This window comes from Pseudomonas sp. H3_A02, from assembly GCF_054671965.1.
Map to the genome: position 1 here is coordinate 3,254,427 of NZ_CP162807.1, position 18,660 is coordinate 3,273,086.

At 62.8% G+C, this 18,660-nt stretch carries 17 protein-coding genes; 5 read left to right on the forward strand and 12 right to left on the reverse strand.

The annotated features are described in order from the left end of the window. Positions 1-162: 162 nt before the first annotated feature. From pabB to rloA, 4 genes are all read right to left on the reverse strand, one after another. Positions 163-1,506 (reverse strand): aminodeoxychorismate synthase component I, encoded by a 1,344-nt coding sequence (gene pabB, locus AB4N80_RS14520; RefSeq protein ID WP_354339708.1) that lies wholly within the window; start codon positions 1,504-1,506, stop codon positions 163-165. 286 nt (positions 1,507-1,792) lie between these two features. Beyond that, the gene (locus AB4N80_RS14525; protein ID WP_122568711.1) at positions 1,793-2,779 is read right to left on the reverse strand and encodes an alpha-L-glutamate ligase-like protein; all 987 of its coding nucleotides are present in this window, start codon (positions 2,777-2,779) and stop codon (positions 1,793-1,795) included. Next, positions 2,779-4,311, reverse strand: coding sequence for an osmotic stress tolerance membrane protein RloB (rloB, locus tag AB4N80_RS14530; RefSeq protein ID WP_060741350.1), 1,533 nt, complete (start codon positions 4,309-4,311; stop codon positions 2,779-2,781). Before rloB ends, AB4N80_RS14525 begins: the two co-directional genes overlap by 1 nt. Before the next feature lie 5 nt (positions 4,312-4,316). Then, entirely contained in the window at positions 4,317-4,853 is a 537-nt protein-coding gene (gene rloA, locus AB4N80_RS14535; protein ID WP_305467789.1) for a retropepsin-like aspartic peptidase RloA, read from the reverse strand. A 283-nt stretch (positions 4,854-5,136) separates the two neighbouring features. Here rloA and AB4N80_RS14540 point away from each other — a divergent pair, with 283 nt between their 5' ends. From AB4N80_RS14540 to prpF, 5 genes are all read left to right on the forward strand, one after another. Next, positions 5,137-5,850, forward strand: a complete 714-nt coding sequence (locus tag AB4N80_RS14540) for a GntR family transcriptional regulator (RefSeq protein ID WP_003204063.1) — start codon at positions 5,137-5,139, stop codon at positions 5,848-5,850. Beyond that, positions 5,847-6,737 carry a methylisocitrate lyase gene (gene prpB, locus AB4N80_RS14545; protein ID WP_122568709.1) on the forward strand — a complete coding sequence of 297 codons (891 nt, stop codon included), beginning with the start codon at positions 5,847-5,849 and terminating at the stop codon, positions 6,735-6,737. The genes AB4N80_RS14540 and prpB overlap by 4 nt, the downstream gene beginning before the upstream one ends. 136 nt (positions 6,738-6,873) lie before the next feature. Further along, on the forward strand, positions 6,874-8,001 hold the full coding sequence (gene prpC / locus AB4N80_RS14550) for a bifunctional 2-methylcitrate synthase/citrate synthase (protein ID WP_122568708.1): 1,128 nt from the start codon (positions 6,874-6,876) through the stop codon (positions 7,999-8,001). A gap of 201 nt (positions 8,002-8,202) precedes the next feature. After that, a complete protein-coding gene (gene acnD, locus AB4N80_RS14555) occupies positions 8,203-10,794 on the forward strand; it encodes a Fe/S-dependent 2-methylisocitrate dehydratase AcnD (protein ID WP_305490859.1) in 2,592 nt (863 codons plus the stop codon). A 53-nt stretch (positions 10,795-10,847) separates the two neighbouring features. Beyond that, on the forward strand, positions 10,848-12,041 hold the full coding sequence (gene prpF, locus AB4N80_RS14560) for a 2-methylaconitate cis-trans isomerase PrpF (RefSeq protein ID WP_122568706.1): 1,194 nt from the start codon (positions 10,848-10,850) through the stop codon (positions 12,039-12,041). Between the two features lie 246 nt (positions 12,042-12,287). Here the strand turns inward: prpF and AB4N80_RS14565 are convergent, their stop codons facing one another. The 8 genes from AB4N80_RS14565 to AB4N80_RS14600 are packed head-to-tail and all read right to left on the reverse strand — an operon-like array spanning position 12,288 to position 18,443. Beyond that, positions 12,288-13,181 (reverse strand): metal ABC transporter solute-binding protein, Zn/Mn family, encoded by an 894-nt coding sequence (locus AB4N80_RS14565; protein ID WP_460082665.1) that lies wholly within the window; start codon positions 13,179-13,181, stop codon positions 12,288-12,290. Then, positions 13,182-14,081 carry a metal ABC transporter permease gene (locus AB4N80_RS14570; RefSeq protein WP_122568704.1) on the reverse strand — a complete coding sequence of 300 codons (900 nt, stop codon included), beginning with the start codon at positions 14,079-14,081 and terminating at the stop codon, positions 13,182-13,184. It lies immediately after the preceding gene. Beyond that, entirely contained in the window at positions 14,081-14,833 is a 753-nt protein-coding gene (locus tag AB4N80_RS14575) for a metal ABC transporter ATP-binding protein (protein WP_305467785.1), read from the reverse strand. Before AB4N80_RS14575 ends, AB4N80_RS14570 begins: the two co-directional genes overlap by 1 nt. After that, positions 14,830-15,759, reverse strand: coding sequence for a metal ABC transporter substrate-binding protein (locus tag AB4N80_RS14580; RefSeq protein ID WP_122568702.1), 930 nt, complete (start codon positions 15,757-15,759; stop codon positions 14,830-14,832). The genes AB4N80_RS14575 and AB4N80_RS14580 overlap by 4 nt, the downstream gene beginning before the upstream one ends. 35 nt (positions 15,760-15,794) lie before the next feature. Next, positions 15,795-16,370 carry a DUF6162 family protein gene (locus AB4N80_RS14585; protein ID WP_122568701.1) on the reverse strand — a complete coding sequence of 192 codons (576 nt, stop codon included), beginning with the start codon at positions 16,368-16,370 and terminating at the stop codon, positions 15,795-15,797. Next, positions 16,367-16,693 carry a hypothetical protein gene (locus AB4N80_RS14590; RefSeq protein WP_060741359.1) on the reverse strand — a complete coding sequence of 109 codons (327 nt, stop codon included), beginning with the start codon at positions 16,691-16,693 and terminating at the stop codon, positions 16,367-16,369. The genes AB4N80_RS14585 and AB4N80_RS14590 overlap by 4 nt, the downstream gene beginning before the upstream one ends. Continuing rightward, entirely contained in the window at positions 16,690-17,232 is a 543-nt protein-coding gene (locus AB4N80_RS14595; protein WP_122568700.1) for a thiamine pyrophosphate-binding protein, read from the reverse strand. Before AB4N80_RS14595 ends, AB4N80_RS14590 begins: the two co-directional genes overlap by 4 nt. Continuing rightward, entirely contained in the window at positions 17,229-18,443 is a 1,215-nt protein-coding gene (locus tag AB4N80_RS14600; RefSeq protein WP_122568699.1) for a PepSY-associated TM helix domain-containing protein, read from the reverse strand. Before AB4N80_RS14600 ends, AB4N80_RS14595 begins: the two co-directional genes overlap by 4 nt. Positions 18,444-18,660: the final 217 nt, after the last annotated feature.

The following is an 18,660-nucleotide window of genomic DNA, read 5'->3' on the forward strand; positions in this document are numbered from 1 at the left end:
ATCCCCTGTGGGAGCGGGCTTGCTCGCGAAGGCGGTGGTCCAGCCGGCATTGATGTCGACTGACACACTGTCATCGCGGGCAAGCCTTGCTCCCACAGGAGCTCTATCAGGCACCTTTTTGTGAACAGGTAACCTGTGGGAGCAAGGCTTGCCCGCGATGTTTTAGAGGTTCTGCAAGGTCTCGAGCAACACCCGAACCTTGGTAATCGATTCCTGATACTCGGCTTCCCAGTCCGAGTCCGCGACAATCCCGCCGCCGCCCCAGCAGCACACCTGCCTATCCTTGACCAGCAAACTGCGGATGGCGATGGAGCTGTCCATTTCCCCGCGCACGTCCAGGTACAGCAGCGAGCCGCAATACAGCCCGCGCCGGGTCGGTTCGAGTTCGTCGATGATCTGCATGGCGCGGATTTTCGGCGCGCCGGTGATCGAGCCGCCGGGGAAGCTGCCGGCGATCAGGTCCAAGGCGTCCTTGTCGTCGGCCAGTTCGCCGGTCACGCTGCTGACCAGGTGATGCACATTCGGGTAGCTTTCCAGGCTGAACAACTCCGGCACCCGCACCGAGCCGATGCGGCAGGTGCGGCCCAGGTCGTTGCGCAGCAGGTCGACGATCATCAGGTTTTCCGCCCGGTCCTTGGGGCTGGCCAGCAGCTCGGCGGCATGGGCCGCGTCTTCTTCGGGCGTTGTGCCGCGGGGGCGGGTGCCCTTGATCGGTCGGGTTTCCACCTGGCCTTCGCTGACTTTGACGAAGCGCTCGGGGGACAGGCTCAGCACCGCGCCACCCTCCGGCAGGCTCTGGAAGCCGGAAAATGGCGTCGGGCAGGCCGCCCGCAACGCCTGGTAAGCGGCCCAGGCATCACCCTGGCAAGGCGCGCGGAAGCGTTGGGCAAAGTTGACCTGATAGCAGTCACCGGCCTGTATGTACGCCTGGATACGTTCGAACGCCTGTTGATAGGCCTTCGCGCTTAGGTCCGGCGTCATCGGCCCTTCAAGGCTGAACGGCGAAACGGGCGCGGTGGTCGGCTGGCTGAACAGCGCGATCAGGCGCTGGCGTTCGCCTTCGGCACAATGGGGGTGGAACACCAGTTGGCTGGTGCCCGCCTGGTGATCACTGACCAAAGCCCAGTCGTACACGCCAAAACGCGCGTCGGGCAGTTGCAGGTCGTCCTTGGCGTGGGACGGCAAGGTTTCGAGGTGTCGGCCGAAGTCGTAGCTCAAGTAGCCGATCAGGCCGCCGGCGAAGGGCAATTGCACCGTGGCCGGCATTACTGCTTCGCCCAGTTGTGTCAGCTGAGTGCGCAGGCGTTGCAGGAAATCGCTGCCGCTCTCGTCCGGCAACACCGCCAATTGTGCCAGCGGCCAGGCGCTGAGCAGGTCGTAACGCCCGCGCTTGGCACTCGGCCGGCCGCTGTCGAGCAGCACGCTGCCCGGGGCATGACGGATCGCCGCGAAATACTCGGCGGGGTTGGTGCGGTAGGGCAGCGGGTGTACGGAGCAGGTTGGCATGGGCGGGGCGGGTCAGCCGTTCAGGCGGGGGGGCGATTGTAATCCCCTGTGGGATTTGCTCCTAGAGGGGTGTCGGAGATGAGTAAGTACGGGGCCATCTAAAGTAATTTGGCTGTGAACACCTTGTGTGGCGAGGGGATTTATCCCCGCTGGGTTGCGAAGCAACCCTAAAGCCTACCACCTCGGCGTATCAGGCTGACTGCATGAGGCCTGTTTGGGGTTGCTGCGCAACCCAGCGGGGATAAATCCCCTCGCCACAGGTGTTGTGGTAGGCAGGTTTAGACCCTCAACCCTCAACCGGCGGAATATGCCCAAACAACTCCTGGGCAAACGCCACGCGTTCTTCTGCGGTTTCGATAACGCCCCGGGCCTGGAGTTCTTCCAGGCGGGCTTCCACCGCGTGGGTGCGCAGGGTCAGGCCGCAGTCGTTGGCGATCTGGATGTTCAGGCCCGGCCGGGCATTCAGTTCCAGGATCAACGGCCCTTTTTCCTGGTCCAGCACCATGTCGACGCCGATGTAGCCCAGCCCGCACAGTTCATAGCAACCGGCGGCCAGTTTCATGAAACCGTCCCAGTAGGGCAGTTGCACGCCATCCACCGCGTTGGTGGTGTCGGGGTGTTTGGTGATGATGTTGTTCAGCCAGGTGCCGCGCAGGGTCAGGCCCGTGGCGAGGTCGACGCCCACGCCGATGGCGCCCTGGTGCAGGTTGGCCTTGCCGCCGGACTGGCGGGTCGGCAAGCGCAGCATGGCCATCACCGGATAGCCCATCAGCACGATGATGCGGATGTCCGGCACGCCTTCGTAGCTGATGCTCTTGAAGATCTGGTCCGGCGTCACGCGGTACTCGATCAGCGCCCGGTCACGGTGCCCACCCAGGGAATACAGGCCAGTGAGGATGCTGGAGACATGGTGCTCGATCTCCTCATGGCTGATGATTTTGCCGGACACCGTGCGATAGCGGCCTTCGAAGCGGTCGGCGATGACGATGATGCCGTCGCCGCCGGCGCCCTGGGCCGGCTTGATCACGAAGTCGGTGCGCCCGCCGATGATCTCGTCGAGCTTGTCGATTTCCTTCTCGGTGGAGATCACCCCGTACAGCTCCGGCACATGAATGCCGGCGGTGATGGCCCGTTCCTTGGTGATGATCTTGTCATCGACAATGGGATACAGGCTGCGCTTGTTGTACTTGAGCACGTAGTCGGCATTACGCCGGTTGATGCCCATGATGCCCCGGGCTTCCAGGGCCTTCCAGGTCTTCCAGAAGCCGAACATCAGGAGTCTGCCTTGAGGAAGGCCTTGAACCGGACCAGCTCGGTCAGGCGGTAGCCGCGATAACGCCCCATGGCCAGCATGAAGCCCACCAGGATCAGCAGGATCGCCGGGAAGGTGAACACGAAGTACACCAGCTCCGGCACGCTCATGATCAGGTGCGCCAGGGACGCGGCGAACAGGGTGCCGATGGCGACTTTCATCGCGTGGCCGGCGCCGCGTTCTTCCCAGGTGATGGACAGGCGTTCGATGGTCATGGTCAGGATCACCATCGGGAACAGCGCCACCGACAGGCCGCGTTCCAGGCCCAGCTTATGGCTGAACAGGCTGATGGCGGCGATCAGCACCACCACGAATGTCAGCACCACCGAGAGCCTTGGCAGCATCTGCAGCTTGAGGTGCTCCAGGTACGAACGCAGCGATAGACCCAGCGTGGTGATCACTGTGAACAGAATGATGCCGAAGCCCAACTGGGTTTCACGGAAGGCCAAAGCGATCAGCACCGGGGTGAAGGTCCCGAGGGTTTGCAAGCCGATCAGGTTGCGCAGTATCAGGATCACCAGCACGCCGATCGGGATCATCACCATGATCATGAACGTCTGTTGGGTCTGCAGCGGCAGGCCATAGAGCGAGTATTCGAGGAAGTTGGCGTCGGTGTTCTCGTCCGTCAGCTTGGCCAGGCGAATGGCGTTCATTTCGCTGTTGTTCATGCTGAAGGTGACGGTGGCTTTTTTGCCGCCATCGACGGTGATCAGGTTTTCATCGCCGGTCCACCACAGCAGACGGTCGGTGGGCAGGCCCTGTTCGCCGGAGTCCGGGTTGAAATACAGCCAGTCGGTGCCGTTGAAACTGCGCAGCCACAGCTCAGGTGTCTGCGGCTGGTCGGCCACCAGGCGAATGGTGTGGACCTTCTCTACCGGCACATGGGCGATGGACAGCACCAATTCGACGATGCGCGCCTTGTTGGCCGAAGAAGGATCGCCAGCCAGCAACAGCTTGACGTTGTCGTCGTTGAGGTTGTTGACCCGTTTGATCGCTTCGCTGATGAACGTCTCGACGTCGGCCGAGTGCTGACGGATCGGCGCGAGCAGGGCTTCGGCGGCCAGTTTCTCCGGGCCTTCGACGGCGATGCTGTCGCGGAAGGTCGGGCCCTTGACCTTGGTTTTCTCGGCGCTGTAGCGCTTGGTCAGCACCAGGCGGTAATAAAGGGTCTGGTTACCCTTGGCGCGACGGGCCGACCACGTCACCTTGCGGTTACCGTCGACCCGGTTCACCGCCACGCCGTAATTATTGGAAATGAAGCTCTCGTTGAGGCTCACGTAGTCGCGGCTCAGGGGCGGCACGAACATCTGGATCTTGACCGGATCCTTGGCGTTGGGCACGAATTCGACCTTGGCGTCGATGTTCCACAGGTCGTCGGTGGCGTCTTCGGTGACCGGGATGCCGAGCACGAAAATCTGATAGGCCGTTACCGACAGGCCCAGCACCACCAGGATGGCGATCAGCATTTTCAGATGGAGGGTAAGGGAGCGCATTGGAATTACTCTGCGGTTTGAGCGGCATTGGCGCAGGCGGGTTTGCCGGCAGCGTATTTAAGACTGGGGTCGACCAGCGCGTCGAAGCGCTTGAGCGCCTCGGAACCGATCAGCAACGGGTATTGGAAGGCGCTGCGGTCGGTCAGGTTCACTTCGATGCTGCGCAGGGCCGAGCCCATGCAGATATCCAGTTCGATGACCGGCCGGGCCGTGTATTTCTTGCCTTCTTCCGGGTCGTAGTCACCGGCGCGGCGCTTGATCTTGCTGACCCTGGCCAGCGGACGTTCGATGGGGTGCGAGTGGGCCGCGTCGATGGCCAGGTAAAAACGCACCCAGGATTCGCCATCGCGCTTGAAGCGCTTGATGTCCCGGGCGCTGAGGGACGCGGTCTTGGCGCCGGTGTCGAGCTTGGCGGCGACCTCCAGGTCGATGCCCTGCAGGGCGGCGTACTCGTTGAGGCCGTACACGGTTTTTTCACCCGCCACGGCAAGCCCCGGCAGGCACATGAAATAGAAAGCAGCAGATAAGGGCTTGAGTGTCATAGATCCTGGTGCGCAGCGTTCCGTTTATCGGTTCAGGCCCTGGCATTACTGCACAAGCTCCCTAGGCAGCCTTTCTCTATAAAAGGAGAGCGGCGAATAACCGCGGCATTCTAGCACGGTGGTTTTCTGACGCCACCGCTGGCCCGAGGCTACGATCTCTTCATGCAACGGGGTTATCGACAAGGCGTTTATTAGACGATTGTCGACAATGTTGATTTTTGTTTTGACGTTAAGGGTGCTATTGGTTAGTTTTTGCCATATTGATTTTCAAGGTGTCGACAATATGCTCGATCAGCTCGAAACCCCGGTGATGGCCCAAGACGACTCGGAGACCCTGTCCGAGAACGTCTTCCGGCGTATCCAGGCCGCCATCGTCAAGGGTGAGATCGCCCCCGGCAGCAAGATCTCCGAGCCCGAGCTGGCGCGCACCTACGGCATCAGCCGCGGGCCGCTGCGCGAGGCCATTCACCGCCTGGAAGGCCAGCGCCTGCTGGTACGCGTGCCCCACGTGGGTGCCCGGGTGGTGTCGCTGAGCCACGCCGAGCTGCTGGAACTCTACGAAATCCGTGAATCCCTCGAAGGCATGGCCTGCCGCCTGGCGGCCGAACGCATGACCCTGGAAGAAATCGACGAACTGCGCCGGGTGCTGGAAACCCACGAGCGCGATGCGGCGTTCCAGGCCGGTGTCGGTTATTACCAGCAGGAAGGCGATTTCGACTTTCACTACCGGATCATCCAGGGCAGCGGTAACCGCACCCTGACGCAAATGCTGTGCGGCGAGCTGTATCAACTGGTGCGCATGTACCGCATCCAGTTTTCCACCACGCCCAACCGTCCGCGCCAGGCCTTTGCCGAGCACCACCGGATTCTAGACGCCATCGCCGACCGTGACGGTGAGTTGGCTGAATTATTGATGCGCCGGCACATCGGCGCCTCCAAACGCAACATCGCGCGTCATTTCCAGGACAGCGCCGCCACTGAACGAGGTGAGTCATGAGTTCCAGCAACAGCACGCCAGGCCAGCGTTTCCGCGATGCGGTCGCCAGCGAACATCCGCTGCAAGTGGTGGGCACGATCAATGCCAACCACGCGCTGCTGGCCAAGCGCGCCGGTTTCAAGGCGATCTATCTGTCGGGTGGCGGCGTGGCGGCCGGTTCCCTCGGCGTGCCGGACCTGGGCATCACCGGCCTGGATGACGTGCTGACCGACGTGCGCCGCATCACCGATGTCTGTGATCTGCCGCTGCTGGTGGACGTGGACACCGGTTTCGGTTCCTCGGCATTCAACGTCGCGCGCACGGTCAAGTCGATGATCAAGTTCGGCGCCGCGGCGATTCATATCGAAGACCAGGTCGGCGCCAAGCGTTGCGGCCATCGTCCGAACAAGGAAATCGTTTCCCAGCAAGAGATGGTCGACCGCATCAAGGCCGCCGTCGATGCCCGTACCGATGACAGTTTCGTGATCATGGCGCGTACCGATGCCCTGGCGGTGGAAGGCTTGGAATCGGCCCTGGACCGCGCCGCTGCGTGCATTGAGGCCGGTGCCGACATGATTTTTCCCGAAGCCATCACCGAGCTTGAAATGTACAAGCTGTTCGCCAGCCGCGTGAAAGCGCCGATCCTGGCCAACATCACCGAATTCGGCGCGACTCCGCTGTACACCACCGAACAGTTGGCCGGTGCCGACGTGTCCCTGGTGCTGTACCCGCTGTCGGCCTTCCGGGCCATGAACAAAGCGGCCGAGAACGTCTACACCGCGATCCGCCGCGACGGCACGCAACAGAATGTCATCGACACCATGCAGACCCGCATGGAGCTTTACGATCGCATCGACTACCACACCTTCGAGCAGAAGCTCGATGCATTGTTCGCGGCGAAAAAATGAACAGATCGCAGCCTCGCTTCGCTCGACAGCTCCTACAGAGTTGGGCCGCGTAGGAGCTGTGTAGGCGCTGTCGAGTGCAACGAGGCTGCGATCTTTTTCCTCCATTCTCTACAAATCTAAAAACTGGAGACAGCAAATGGCCGAAGCAAAAGTACTCAGTGGCGCCGGGCTCCGTGGCCAGGTGGCCGGGCAAACCGCATTGTCCACCGTGGGCCAATCGGGCGCCGGCCTGACCTATCGCGGCTACGACGTCCGCGACCTGGCGGCAGATGCGCAATTTGAAGAAGTAGCCTACCTGCTGCTGTACGGCGAACTGCCGACCCAGGCACAGCTGGACGCCTACACCGGTAAACTGCGCCAACTGCGCGACTTGCCCCAAGCCTTGAAAGAAGTGCTGGAGCGCATTCCCGCCGACGCCCACCCGATGGACGTGATGCGCACCGGCTGCTCGTTCCTGGGCAACCTGGAACCCGAGCAGGATTTCTCCCAGCAACACGACAAGACCGATCGTCTGCTGGCGGCGTTCCCGGCGATCATGTGTTACTGGTATCGCTTCAGCCACCAAGGCCAGCGCATCGAATGCGTGACCGACGAAGTGTCCATCGGCGGTCACTTCCTGCACCTGTTGCACGGCAAGACGCCGAGCGAGCTGCACGTGAAGGTGATGAATGTCTCGCTGATCCTTTACGCCGAGCACGAATTCAACGCCTCGACCTTCACTGCCCGGGTCTGCGCCTCCACGCTGTCGGACCTGTTCTCCTGCATCACCGCCGCCATCGGCTCGTTGCGCGGCCCGTTGCACGGCGGCGCCAACGAAGCGGCGATGGAAATGATCGAGCGCTTCAGCTCACCCCAGGAGGCCATCGAAGGCACCCTCGGCATGCTGGCGCGCAAGGACAAGATCATGGGCTTCGGTCACGCGATCTATAAGGACAACGACCCGCGCAACGAGGTGATCAAGGGCTGGTCGAAAAAACTCGCCGACGAAGTGGGCGACACGGTGCTGTTCCCGGTCTCCGAGGCCATCGACAAGACCATGTGGGAGCAAAAGAAACTGTTCCCCAACGCCGATTTCTACCATGCCTCGGCGTACCACTTCATGGGCATCCCGACCAAGCTGTTCACACCGATCTTCGTCTGCTCGCGCCTGACCGGCTGGGCCGCCCACGTGTTCGAACAACGCGCCAACAACCGCATCATCCGACCGAGCGCCGAATACACCGGCGTCGAACAGCGCAAGTTCGTGCCAATCGAACAGCGCTGAGCTGGAGGGCGCTGACGCTGCAACTGAAGGAATCTAAAACCCCTTGTGGGAGCGGGCTTGCTCGCGAATGCGAACTGACATCCAACATTGATGCCGACTGATACACCGCCTTCGCGAGCAAGCCCGCTCCCACAGTGGACCGAGTTTACTTCAGTAGCTGCGCCAGCCCCTTCTGAAACCACCGTGACCCGAGTCCTGACGATGAACACAGAATTTCGCAAACCGCTACCTGGCACTTCGCTGGATTATTTCGACGTTCGCGGGGCAGTGGAGGCCATCCGCCCTGGCGCTTATGACGGCCTGCCATACACCTCCCGCGTGTTGGCGGAAAACCTGGTGCGGCGCTGCGACCCGGCCACGCTGCGCGAGTCGCTGCTGCAACTGATCGAGCGCAAGCGTGACCTGGACTTCCCATGGTTCCCGGCGCGCGTGGTGTGCCATGACATCCTCGGCCAAACCGCCCTGGTGGACCTGGCCGGCTTGCGCGATGCCATTGCCTTGCAGGGCGGTGACCCGGCGCAGGTCAACCCGGTGGTGCCAACCCAATTGATCGTCGACCATTCCCTGGCGGTGGAAAGCGGTGGTTCCGACCCGCAAGCCTTCGCCAAGAACCGCGCCATCGAAGACCGCCGCAACGAAGACCGCTTTCACTTCATCAACTGGACCAAGAAAGCCTTCAAGAACGTCGACGTGATTCCGCCGGGCAACGGGATCATGCACCAAATCAACCTGGAAAAAATGTCGCCGGTGATCCAGCAGCGTGACGGCGTGGCGTTTCCCGACACCTGCGTTGGCACTGACAGCCACACGCCCCACGTCGATGCCTTGGGCGTGATCGCCATCGGTGTCGGTGGTTTGGAAGCCGAAAGCGTCATGCTCGGTCGCGCCTCGTGGATGCGCCTGCCGGAAATCGTCGGCGTCGAGCTGACCGGCAAGCTGCAACCGGGCATCACCGCCACGGACATGGTCCTGGCGCTGACCGAGTTCCTGCGCAAGCAAAAAGTGGTGGGGGCGTGGCTGGAGTTCTTCGGCGAAGGCGCCAGTGCCCTGACCTTGGGCGACCGTGCGACCATCTCCAACATGGCCCCGGAATACGGCGCCACGGCGGCGATGTTCCATATCGATCAGCAGACGATCGATTACCTGAAGCTCACCGGCCGCGAAGACACCCAGGTGCAGTTGGTGGAAACCTATGCCAAGCACGTGGGCCTGTGGGCCGATAGCCTCAAAAGCGCGCAGTACGAGCGTGGCCTGACCTTCGACCTGTCCTCGGTGGTGCGCAACATGGCCGGCCCGAGCAACCCCCACGCCCGCGTCGCGGTGTCGGATCTGGCCGCCAAAGGCATCTCCGGTCAGTGGGACGATGTGCCCGGGCAAATGCCCGACGGCGCGGTAATCATCGCCGCGATCACCAGTTGCACCAACACCAGCAACCCGCGCAACGTGATCGCCGCTGGCCTGCTGGCGCGCAACGCCAACCGCTTGGGTCTGGCCCGCAAGCCGTGGGTCAAGTCGTCCCTGGCGCCGGGCTCGAAAACCGTGGCGCTGTACCTGGATGAAGCCGGTCTGACGTCCGAACTCGAGAAGCTGGGCTTCGGCGTGGTGGCGTTCGCCTGCACCACCTGCAACGGCATGTCGGGCGCGCTGGACCCGGTGATCCAGCAGGAAATCATCGACCGCGACCTGTACGCCACGGCCGTGCTGTCGGGCAATCGCAACTTCGACGGGCGTATCCATCCGTACGCCAAGCAGGCGTTCCTTGCCTCGCCGCCATTGGTGGTCGCTTATGCCATCGCCGGGACCATCCGCTTCGACATCGAGAAAGATGTGCTGGGCGTGGTGGACGGCCGCGAGATTCGCCTCAAGGACATCTGGCCAAGCGACGAAGAAATCGACGCGGTGGTCAAGGCTTCGGTGAAACCGGAGCAGTTCCGCCAGGTGTACATTCCGATGTTCGCCATCCAGGAAGACACCGGGCCGAAAGTGACGCCGCTGTACGACTGGCGCCCACAAAGCACCTACATCCGTCGTCCGCCGTATTGGGAAGGCGCGCTGGCCGGTGCGCGGCCGCTCAAGGGGATGCGCCCGCTGGCGGTGCTGCCGGACAACATCACCACCGACCACTTGTCGCCGTCCAACGCCATCATGCTGGACAGCGCCGCGGGTGAATACCTGGCGAAAATGGGCCTGCCGGAAGAGGACTTCAACTCCTACGCGACCCACCGCGGCGACCACCTGACCGCGCAACGCGCCACGTTCGCCAACCCGAAACTGTTCAATGAAATGGTCCAGGAAAACGGCAAGGTCAAGCAGGGTTCCCTGGCCCGGGTCGAGCCGGAAGGCCAGGTCATGCGCATGTGGGAAGCCATCGAAACCTACATGGAGCGCAAGCAGCCGCTGATCATCATTGCCGGCGCCGACTACGGCCAGGGTTCGTCCCGGGACTGGGCGGCCAAGGGCGTGCGCCTGGCCGGGGTCGAGGCGATCGCCGCCGAAGGTTTCGAACGCATCCACCGCACCAACCTGGTGGGCATGGGCGTGTTGCCGCTGGAGTTCAAGCCCGGGACTGATCGCAAGACCCTGGGCATCGACGGGAGCGAGATTTACGACGTGATCGGCGAACGCACCCCGCGGGCGACGCTGACCCTGGTCATCACTCGCAAGAATGGCGAGCGCGTCGAAGTGCCGGTGACCTGCCGTCTCGATACCGCCGAAGAAGTGTCGATCTACGAAGCCGGGGGCGTGCTGCAACGCTTTGCCCAGGACTTCCTCGAATCGGCGGTGGCCGTTTAAATCGCTTGGGTGGTCCGTTCTCTGGCCGCCCGTTTTTTCAGGAGTTGGAGCACATGGCTCACTCGCCTCAAATCAAGATCCCCGCGACCTACATGCGTGGCGGCACCAGCAAAGGCGTGTTCTTCAGCCTGCAAGACCTCCCCGAAGCGGCCCGTGTTCCCGGGCCGGCCCGGGATGCCCTGTTGCTGCGGGTGATCGGCAGCCCCGACCCGTACGAGAAGCAGATCGATGGCATGGGCGGCGCCACGTCCAGCACCAGCAAGACCGTGATCCTGTCCAAGAGCACCCGGGCCGATCACGATGTCGATTACCTGTTTGGCCAGGTGTCCATCGACAAGCCGTTTGTGGACTGGAGCGGCAACTGCGGCAACCTGTCGGCGGCGGTGGGATCGTTTGCCATCAGCAGCGGCTTGGTGGAAGCCAGTCGTATTCCGCAGAACGGTGTGGCCGTGGTGCGGATCTGGCAGGCCAACATCGGCAAGACCATCATCGCCCATGTGCCGATCACCGAGGGCGCGGTGCAGGAAACCGGTGACTTCGAACTCGACGGCGTGACTTTTCCAGCGGCCGAAGTGCAATTGGAATTCATGGACCCGGCGGCCGAGGAGGAGGGCGGTGGCGGCTCGATGTTTCCAACCGGCAACCTGGTGGACGACTTGGAAGTGCCCGGTGTTGGCACGCTCAAGGCGACGCTGATCAACGCGGGGATCCCGACGATTTTCATCAATGCTCGCGATGTCGGCTACACCGGCACCGAATTGCAGGGCGCTATCAATGGCGATCCCAAGGCGTTGGCGATGTTCGAAAGCATTCGCGCCCACGGTGCCTTGCGGATGGGCTTGATCAAGCACCTGGACGAAGCCGCCCAGCGCCAGCACACGCCGAAAGTGGCGTTTGTCGCACCACCGGCGGATTACCTTTCCTCAAGCGGAAAAACCGTGGCGGCGGGGGATGTCGACTTGCTGGTGCGGGCGTTGTCCATGGGCAAGCTGCACCACGCCATGATGGGCACCGCAGCGGTGGCTATCGGCACGGCCGCGGCGATTTCCGGCACCTTGGTGAACCTCGCGGCTGGCGGCATCGAGCGCAACGCCGTACGTTTCGGCCACCCGTCCGGCACCCTGCGCGTCGGCGCCGAGGCCAGTGTGGTCAACGGCGAATGGACCGTAAAAAAAGCCATCATGAGCCGCAGTGCGCGGGTGTTGATGGAAGGGTTCGTGCGGGTGCCGGGGGATGTCTTGAATTGACATAAAACCTGTGGGAGCGGGCTTGCTCGCGAAAGCGGTCAGACATTCCACATTGATGCAAGCTGATCCACCGCAATCGCGAGCAAGCTCGGCTCCCACAAATCTGTGATGGATTTGAATTCTGGGTCCGCTGCAATCCCCTGTGGGAGCGAGCTTGCTCGCGATGAGGCCGGTAAATCCAGCATTGATGTCGACTGACACACCGCTATCGCGAGCAATCTCCCGCAATGGATCGCATTCCAGCAGTCAGCCCCCTGCCAGTGCCGCGACGACCAGTCCCACATTATTTTCCAGCTCTACCACGGGGTCAGCGGCGTCGGTGCTCAGCACCAGTAGCCGGCTGCCGCCCTCGTTGATGGCCGCCTTCACCGCATCCGAAGGTTGCCGATGGTGCAGCACCAGCGCCACGTCGTTATCTTTCAAGGTGGCGGTCAATTGCTTGAGGGCTTCGGCTGTCCAGTCGGCGTCCGGGCGGGCATCGGTGCTGATGCTGTCCAGGTTGAGCCCGCTGATCAGGTAGCCGAAATGCTCACTCAGGCTGACCACGCTCAGGTTATCGGCGCTGGCGAGGCGCTTTTCGCTGTCGGCGCTGAGTTTGAGCAAACGTTGCTTGAGGGCCGCGAGGTTGGCATCGATTTTCGCTTTGTCCGCCGGGGCCAGGCGCACCAGGTCGGCGGCGATCACGTCGGCCATGCGCCCCAGGTTATGGCTGGCCATCCATGGCTGGCTTGCCAGGCCGTCGGCCATGCCCGGTTGTACGGCGATGCCGGGCAGGGCGCCGTCCACCGGGCGCGCGGCATCGACTTCGACGATGCGGATATTGCTGCGGCGGGCCATGGGGTACAGCGGATCGTCCGGCCACAGCGAACGCAGGCCGATCACCCCGTCGGCAGTGCTGGCCAGTTTGCTCAAGGCCGGCGCGCCACGGCCGCTGAAGTAGGCACTCTGGCGGCTGCCGGGCAGGTTGGCGGGCGCGGCCCGTTCCAGGCTGACCTCGGTGCCCTTGAGCAAAGCCTCGCTCAATCCATAGGTGACCGGCAGCGCTGCCAGCAAACGAACCTTTTCGCTGGCGAATGACGAGGTGACGGCCACGCCACATAACGCGACGGCCAGGGTCAGTTGTCGCAATGAAAAAACCATTTATCCAAGATTCCCTTTGAGGCTGGGGACGACACCGCGGGCGATGGCGCTCAGGGCGAAAGCGATGCCGGCCACCAGGATGATCGCGGCGCCGGACGGGATCGGCAGGTCGAACACAATCGGCGCGAGGATCCCGCACAAGGTGCTGACGGTGGCGATCAGCACCGAACACCAGAAAAAGCCTTTCAATGATTGGCTGAGCAAGCGCGCCGCCGCCGCTGGAATCACCAGCAACGCACCCACCAGAATGGCACCGATGACTTTCACCGCCGCCACGGTGATCAGCGTCACCAGCACCACGAACAGGTAATCCAGGGTCTTGACCGCCACCCCGCGCACCGCCGCCAGTTGCGGGTTGAAGCTGGCGAGCATGATGCGGTTGTACAACGGCAAGGCCAGGGCCATCACCAATGAACCGACCACCGCCAGCACGACCAGGTCGTTGCCATTGACCGTCAGCACCGAGCCGAACAGTACGTTTTCCAGGATGTGCACGTTGATCTTGCCCGCCAGGATCAACAGCAGGCTGGCGCCCAGGGCCAGCGACACCGAGAGGAAGACGCCGATCAGCGTGTCCGGCGCCAGGCCGGTGCGGTTGCGCAGGTAATTGAGCAGGATGCCGAACAGCAGGCAGTAGCCGAACAGGCTGCCGTAGGGGCCAGTGTAGGGTTCGCCGAGGAGGATGCCGATGGCCACGCCGGTCAGCGCCGCATGGCCCACCGCCTCGGAGAAAAACGCGAAGCGCTTGACCACCACCAGCGTGCCGAGGCCGCCCAGCACGGGGCCGATCAACAACCCGGCCAGCAATGCATTGACTACGAACCCATAGGCCAGCGCCTCAGGCAGGTAACCGGCCGAGGCCCAGCCCTGGACCATCAAACGAAAGGCTTCATAACTCATCAGGTCGCGCTCCCGTTCGTGCGTGGATGGGTGGAAAACAGCGTCAGCAGCCGGTCCGGGGTCAGGGTCTGGCGTGGCGGGCCGTCGAACAGCACGCGACGATTCAGGCCGGTGACACGGTCGGCCAGACGCCCGACGGCTTCCAGATCATGTTCGATCCACAGCACGGTGATCCCGGCTTGGCGCCAGTCCTGCAGCAAGCGTTCGAACACCTGGATGCCGGCCTCGTCCAGCGCCGACATCGGTTCATCCAGCACCAGCAACTGCGGCGAGGGAATCAACCCCTGGGCCAGCAACACCCGCTGGCGCTCGCCGCCGGACAGCGCGCCCATGCGCCGCTTGCGCTTGTCCTGCATGCCGACCCTCTCCAGGGCCTGGCCAATGGCGCCAGCGTAATGTTTGCTCAAGCCGAGAAAGGCCGGCCGGCGCTGACACATCGCTGCCATGAAGTCATCCACGGTCATGGGTAGGCCCCGGTCGAATTCCAGCGCCTGGGGCACGTAGCCGATCACACCAGGTTCGCCCGGCCATTGCAGGCTCAAGCGGCCCTGGTGCGGCATCTGTCCCAGCAAGGTCTTGATCAGCGAACTCTTGCCGCCGCCATTGGGGCCGACCAAGGCATGGATGCTGCCGGGCTCCACCTGAAAGGCCACGTTGTCGAGAATGGGGGTGCGGCCCAGGTTCAGGCTGACCTCGGCGAACTCGATCCGGGGGCCGACGCGTGGCAGGGTGAGGGGTTCCTGGACGGTCATGCGCCGGACTCCTGGATTGCCCGGACCACGGTGTCGAGGTTGCCGGCCATTTCCTTTTCGTACTTCTCGGCGCTGTAGTCGCCGTAGGAAATGTGCGAGAGCGGGTACAGCTTCACCCCCGACTCACGCTGGATGGTGTCGACGTAGGTGGACGGGAAATCCATCTCCGAGAAGATCACCTTCACGTCCAGCTCCCGCAGTTGGTCGATGGTTTTCTTCAATTGGCTGGGGCTCGGTTCGATGCCATGGGCCGGCTCGACCACGGCGGTCACTTCCAGGCCGAACTCACGCAGCAGGTAGTCGTAGGCGGCGTGCACCGTGGCGACCCGCAATTGCGCATTGGGGGCTTGGGTCAGCTTCGCCAGGGCAGCGGCGCGCATCTGCCGCAGGCGCTTGCCATAGGCGCGGGCGTTCTGGGTGTAGGCCTTGGCATTGTCCGGGTCGAGCTTGCCCAACTCCCGCGCGATGTTATTGACCTGGGCGATGGAGGCGCTGATGGACAGGAAGGTGTGCGGGTTCACGACCTTGCCCGCGCCTCGGGCCGCCGTGCCGGTGGCGGCCAGCAGGGGCACGTTTTCGTTTGCCTCGATCACCTTCACGTTCGGGGTTTCGCTGGCGGCGATCATACGGTCGGCGAAGTCGTCATGGCCCACGCCGTTGAGCACGATCACGTCGAGGTCGCCGATACGCTTGATGTCTTCGGCCCGTGGTTCATAGGCGTGGGGGTTGAAACCGGCCGGGATCAGCGGCACGACTTCGGCCTTGTCGCCGACGATGTTGGCCACGTAGCTGTAATACGGGTGCAAGGTGATGCCAATGCGCAGGCGCTTGGCTGTTTCGGCGTTCACCGGCGAGGTGAACAGGCAGGCCAGCAGGCCGATCAACAGCAGGCGCAGCAAGGGTCGGCGTTGGGATGCAATAGGCATGGGCAAACGGTCTTCTCTCGAATGAGGGCGTGGGGTCAGTGCCGGTGCTGGCGGGTTACGCCGGCATCGAATTGCGCGACGATCCGTTGCCAGCCGGCGGCGGACAACGCCGCGTCGTCCAGCGCGGTGGGCGTCGCGAGGCCAGTGCCGCGGTTGAGCCAGATGTCCGGGGCAGCGTCGGACGTTTCGCCGATGCGCATCAGAAACGAACCGGCCACGGACGGATTGGCACTGGCGCCGACGTAGGCCTGGTCCTGCAGTTGTTGCCAGGCGTGGCCACCGCGGCTGATGGAACTGGCGTCCTGGGCGAACGGCGCAAAGCCTTCTTCGGCCAGGGTTTGCGGGGCGGGCAGGGTGTGTTGGTCTTCGCGCAGCAAACGGATTTCATCCAGGGTCACCCGCAGGTCGGCATAGATGCCTTGCTCGGCGGCGCTGAGGTCGCGGCGGGCGTCGAGTTGGTTTGAGGCCACGTGAGGGGTGTCTTCGGTTTTGCCATGCCAGGCCACCACAGACCCGGCCACCAGCACGATGACCAGGCACAACAGCAGCACGTACAGGGTTTCATGGCCCGCGCCGGCGGGGCGGATGATTTGAGTCGTGGCGTTGCTCATGGGGCCTCGATGTCGGCTTGGTCGATTTCCACCACGTGGCCGGGGCCGGCGTCGAAGAGCACGTAGAATTCAGCGTTGGGTTTTTTGAACGTCAGTTTCGAGTCGGCACCGAGCTTGCCCGGGACGAGGATGGTTTCGTCATAACCGATCACGTCCAGGGTCACCCCAGGCGCACCGCTGCCGTCGGAAAAGCCACCGGTGCATTGGATCTGCTCGGCGTCGATGGCCTTGCACTCGCACATCGGGTTGTGGGCCAGGACGCTGGTGCTTGCGCCTGCGCAGAACAGCAGCGCCAAGCCCTTGGATAAAGCGCGGAAGGTCATTGTTTGGGTCCTTGGTTCTTCAGCCAGGCGACGGTGGCCGGGGAGGCCTGGTTCAGGGGAATGGAGGCTTGATGCATCGAACCGTCCCAGCCCTCGAGGGTTATCCACAGTTCGGCATCGGGCTGGGTCTTTGGCGGGACCGGCAACAAGGCGCCCATGCGATAGGGCGAGCCAAAGAAAATCACCCCGGCGGCCCGCAGGCTCCGGGGCTTGCCAATGCGCAGGTAGGTGGCCTTGACCTGGCCGATACAGCTTTGGCACAGGGCCGCGTTGAAGTGCTTCATCGGCCCGGCAGGCCCTTGGACCCGTGGGGCTTCGTTGCGAAATTCCGCCAGGCGCAGGCTCCAGGGACCGACCTGGACTTCGCCGACATCCCGTTCGCCAAGCCCGGCATCACCGCGGAACAGTGCGGCTTCGGAAAGGTATTTGGGCATGAACCCCAGGGGGATCAGCAGCAGTAACACGTTGAGGTGGAAGCGCCATTTATGCCAGAACAGGCTCAGGCGCGACGGTGATGACGCAGTATTGGACGGGTTCACAGGCTGCCCCCCGACGATTCACGGTGGACGGATGGTTGCAGTGCCTGGGCGATTCGAGTGCCACGGGTGGGTTTCTGGTTACGCTTGAAGGCATTGGCGGTGGCCAGGGCCGTGCGTTTGGTCCAGATCAGCAGCCCGCTGAGGACCATCATGCTCAGGACCAAGCCGAAGAAGAACCAGATAAGCTTGATCCAGAGGCCGCCGAAATCCCCGGTGTGCAAGGGCCGCATGGATTCGGTGACGAACTCCAGGGTCGTGCGGTCCGACAGCAGCCGTGAGGCGGCCACGTCGCCGTTGTAGGGGTTGATGGTGGCGGTCTGGAACATTAGCGGATACCAGCCGCGGCCGCCGATTTCCAGATGGCTATAGGCGTTGCTGGGAAGGTTGATGAAGCTCGCTTCCAGTCCGGGGATGCGCTGCTGGGCGATTTCGATGGCCCGGTCCAGGTTCAACTGCGGTGGCGCCTGGCCGTCAACGGCCAACGGAACGTTTTCACGGGCCACCACCGGGATGACCGGTTCGCTGGAAATGGAGATCTGGTTGTCGCCTAGCAAGGCCTGGATCAGGAACCAGGTGCCGGTGACGGAGATGACCGCGATGAACCAGATCGACCAGATACCGCTGAGCCGGTGGAAATCACCCCAGAAAATCCGCGCGCCATGGCGAATCCGCAGGGTCGGACGGAAGAAGCCTTTCCAGAAACGCTTGTAGACCACCAGCCCGGTCACCAGGGACGCGAGCAAGGGCAGGCCCAGGAACGACACCAGGTACCAGCCCCAACTGTAGCCGTTGGTGAACGGCACCAGCCACCAGCCATGCAGGGCGCGGGTGAAGGCTTGGAAGTTGAACGTCGGCGCCGAGCCCTGGATGACGCCGCTGTACGGGTTGACGTAGACCGTGTCGGGGCGCCCGTCGGGGTAGGTCACGCCGACTTCCAAAGCAAAATGCGACTCGTCCGGGCGAATGATGCTTTGCACCTGGGTTTGCGGTTGGGCTTGCTTGATCGCGGCGATCACCTGGTCATAGCTGAGCAGCGGGGCATCGTCCGATGGCTTGCTGGCCCGCATGTCGGGGTTGGCCAGCCAGACGATCTCCTGGCTGACCACCGCCAGGGTGCCGGTGACGCAGACGATGAGCACGAAGAACCAGATGGGCAAGGCCAGCCAGCTATGGACCAGGAACCAGAGTTTGGAGCGGGATTTCTTCGACATGATTGAACGTCTTGATTCGATGAAAGGTTCCGTATTACGGGCTTCGCAACACCGTGAACCGAAAAAAGCAGACCGTGGCTTTTGCCGACGCGGCCTGCTGCATCTAATTAAGACGAACGAGCGATCGCAATCCTGAAGGGGAAGATGAAAGAAAATGTTTCGCGTTTAGTTTCGGCGTCTTTTGTGGCCAGGGAGCAAACCCCCTAGCCACAGGAAC

What these genes read in the sequence shown, in the direction of transcription:
- pabB (WP_354339708.1), bottom strand. Translation starts at nt 1,506, where the DNA reads ATGCCAACCTGCTCCGTACACCCGCTGCCCTACCGCACCAACCCCGCC.
- AB4N80_RS14525 (WP_122568711.1), bottom strand. Translation starts at nt 2,779, where the DNA reads ATGTTCGGCTTCTGGAAGACCTGGAAGGCCCTGGAAGCCCGGGGCATC.
- rloB (WP_060741350.1), bottom strand. Translation starts at nt 4,311, where the DNA reads ATGCGCTCCCTTACCCTCCATCTGAAAATGCTGATCGCCATCCTGGTG.
- rloA (WP_305467789.1), bottom strand. Translation starts at nt 4,853, where the DNA reads ATGACACTCAAGCCCTTATCTGCTGCTTTCTATTTCATGTGCCTGCCG.
- AB4N80_RS14540 (WP_003204063.1), top strand. Translation starts at nt 5,137, where the DNA reads ATGCTCGATCAGCTCGAAACCCCGGTGATGGCCCAAGACGACTCGGAG.
- prpB (WP_122568709.1), top strand. Translation starts at nt 5,847, where the DNA reads ATGAGTTCCAGCAACAGCACGCCAGGCCAGCGTTTCCGCGATGCGGTC.
- prpC (WP_122568708.1), top strand. Translation starts at nt 6,874, where the DNA reads ATGGCCGAAGCAAAAGTACTCAGTGGCGCCGGGCTCCGTGGCCAGGTG.
- acnD (WP_305490859.1), top strand. Translation starts at nt 8,203, where the DNA reads ATGAACACAGAATTTCGCAAACCGCTACCTGGCACTTCGCTGGATTAT.
- prpF (WP_122568706.1), top strand. Translation starts at nt 10,848, where the DNA reads ATGGCTCACTCGCCTCAAATCAAGATCCCCGCGACCTACATGCGTGGC.
- AB4N80_RS14565 (WP_460082665.1), bottom strand. Translation starts at nt 13,181, where the DNA reads ATGGTTTTTTCATTGCGACAACTGACCCTGGCCGTCGCGTTATGTGGC.
- AB4N80_RS14570 (WP_122568704.1), bottom strand. Translation starts at nt 14,081, where the DNA reads ATGAGTTATGAAGCCTTTCGTTTGATGGTCCAGGGCTGGGCCTCGGCC.
- AB4N80_RS14575 (WP_305467785.1), bottom strand. Translation starts at nt 14,833, where the DNA reads ATGACCGTCCAGGAACCCCTCACCCTGCCACGCGTCGGCCCCCGGATC.
- AB4N80_RS14580 (WP_122568702.1), bottom strand. Translation starts at nt 15,759, where the DNA reads ATGCCTATTGCATCCCAACGCCGACCCTTGCTGCGCCTGCTGTTGATC.
- AB4N80_RS14585 (WP_122568701.1), bottom strand. Translation starts at nt 16,370, where the DNA reads ATGAGCAACGCCACGACTCAAATCATCCGCCCCGCCGGCGCGGGCCAT.
- AB4N80_RS14590 (WP_060741359.1), bottom strand. Translation starts at nt 16,693, where the DNA reads ATGACCTTCCGCGCTTTATCCAAGGGCTTGGCGCTGCTGTTCTGCGCA.
- AB4N80_RS14600 (WP_122568699.1), bottom strand. Translation starts at nt 18,443, where the DNA reads ATGTCGAAGAAATCCCGCTCCAAACTCTGGTTCCTGGTCCATAGCTGG.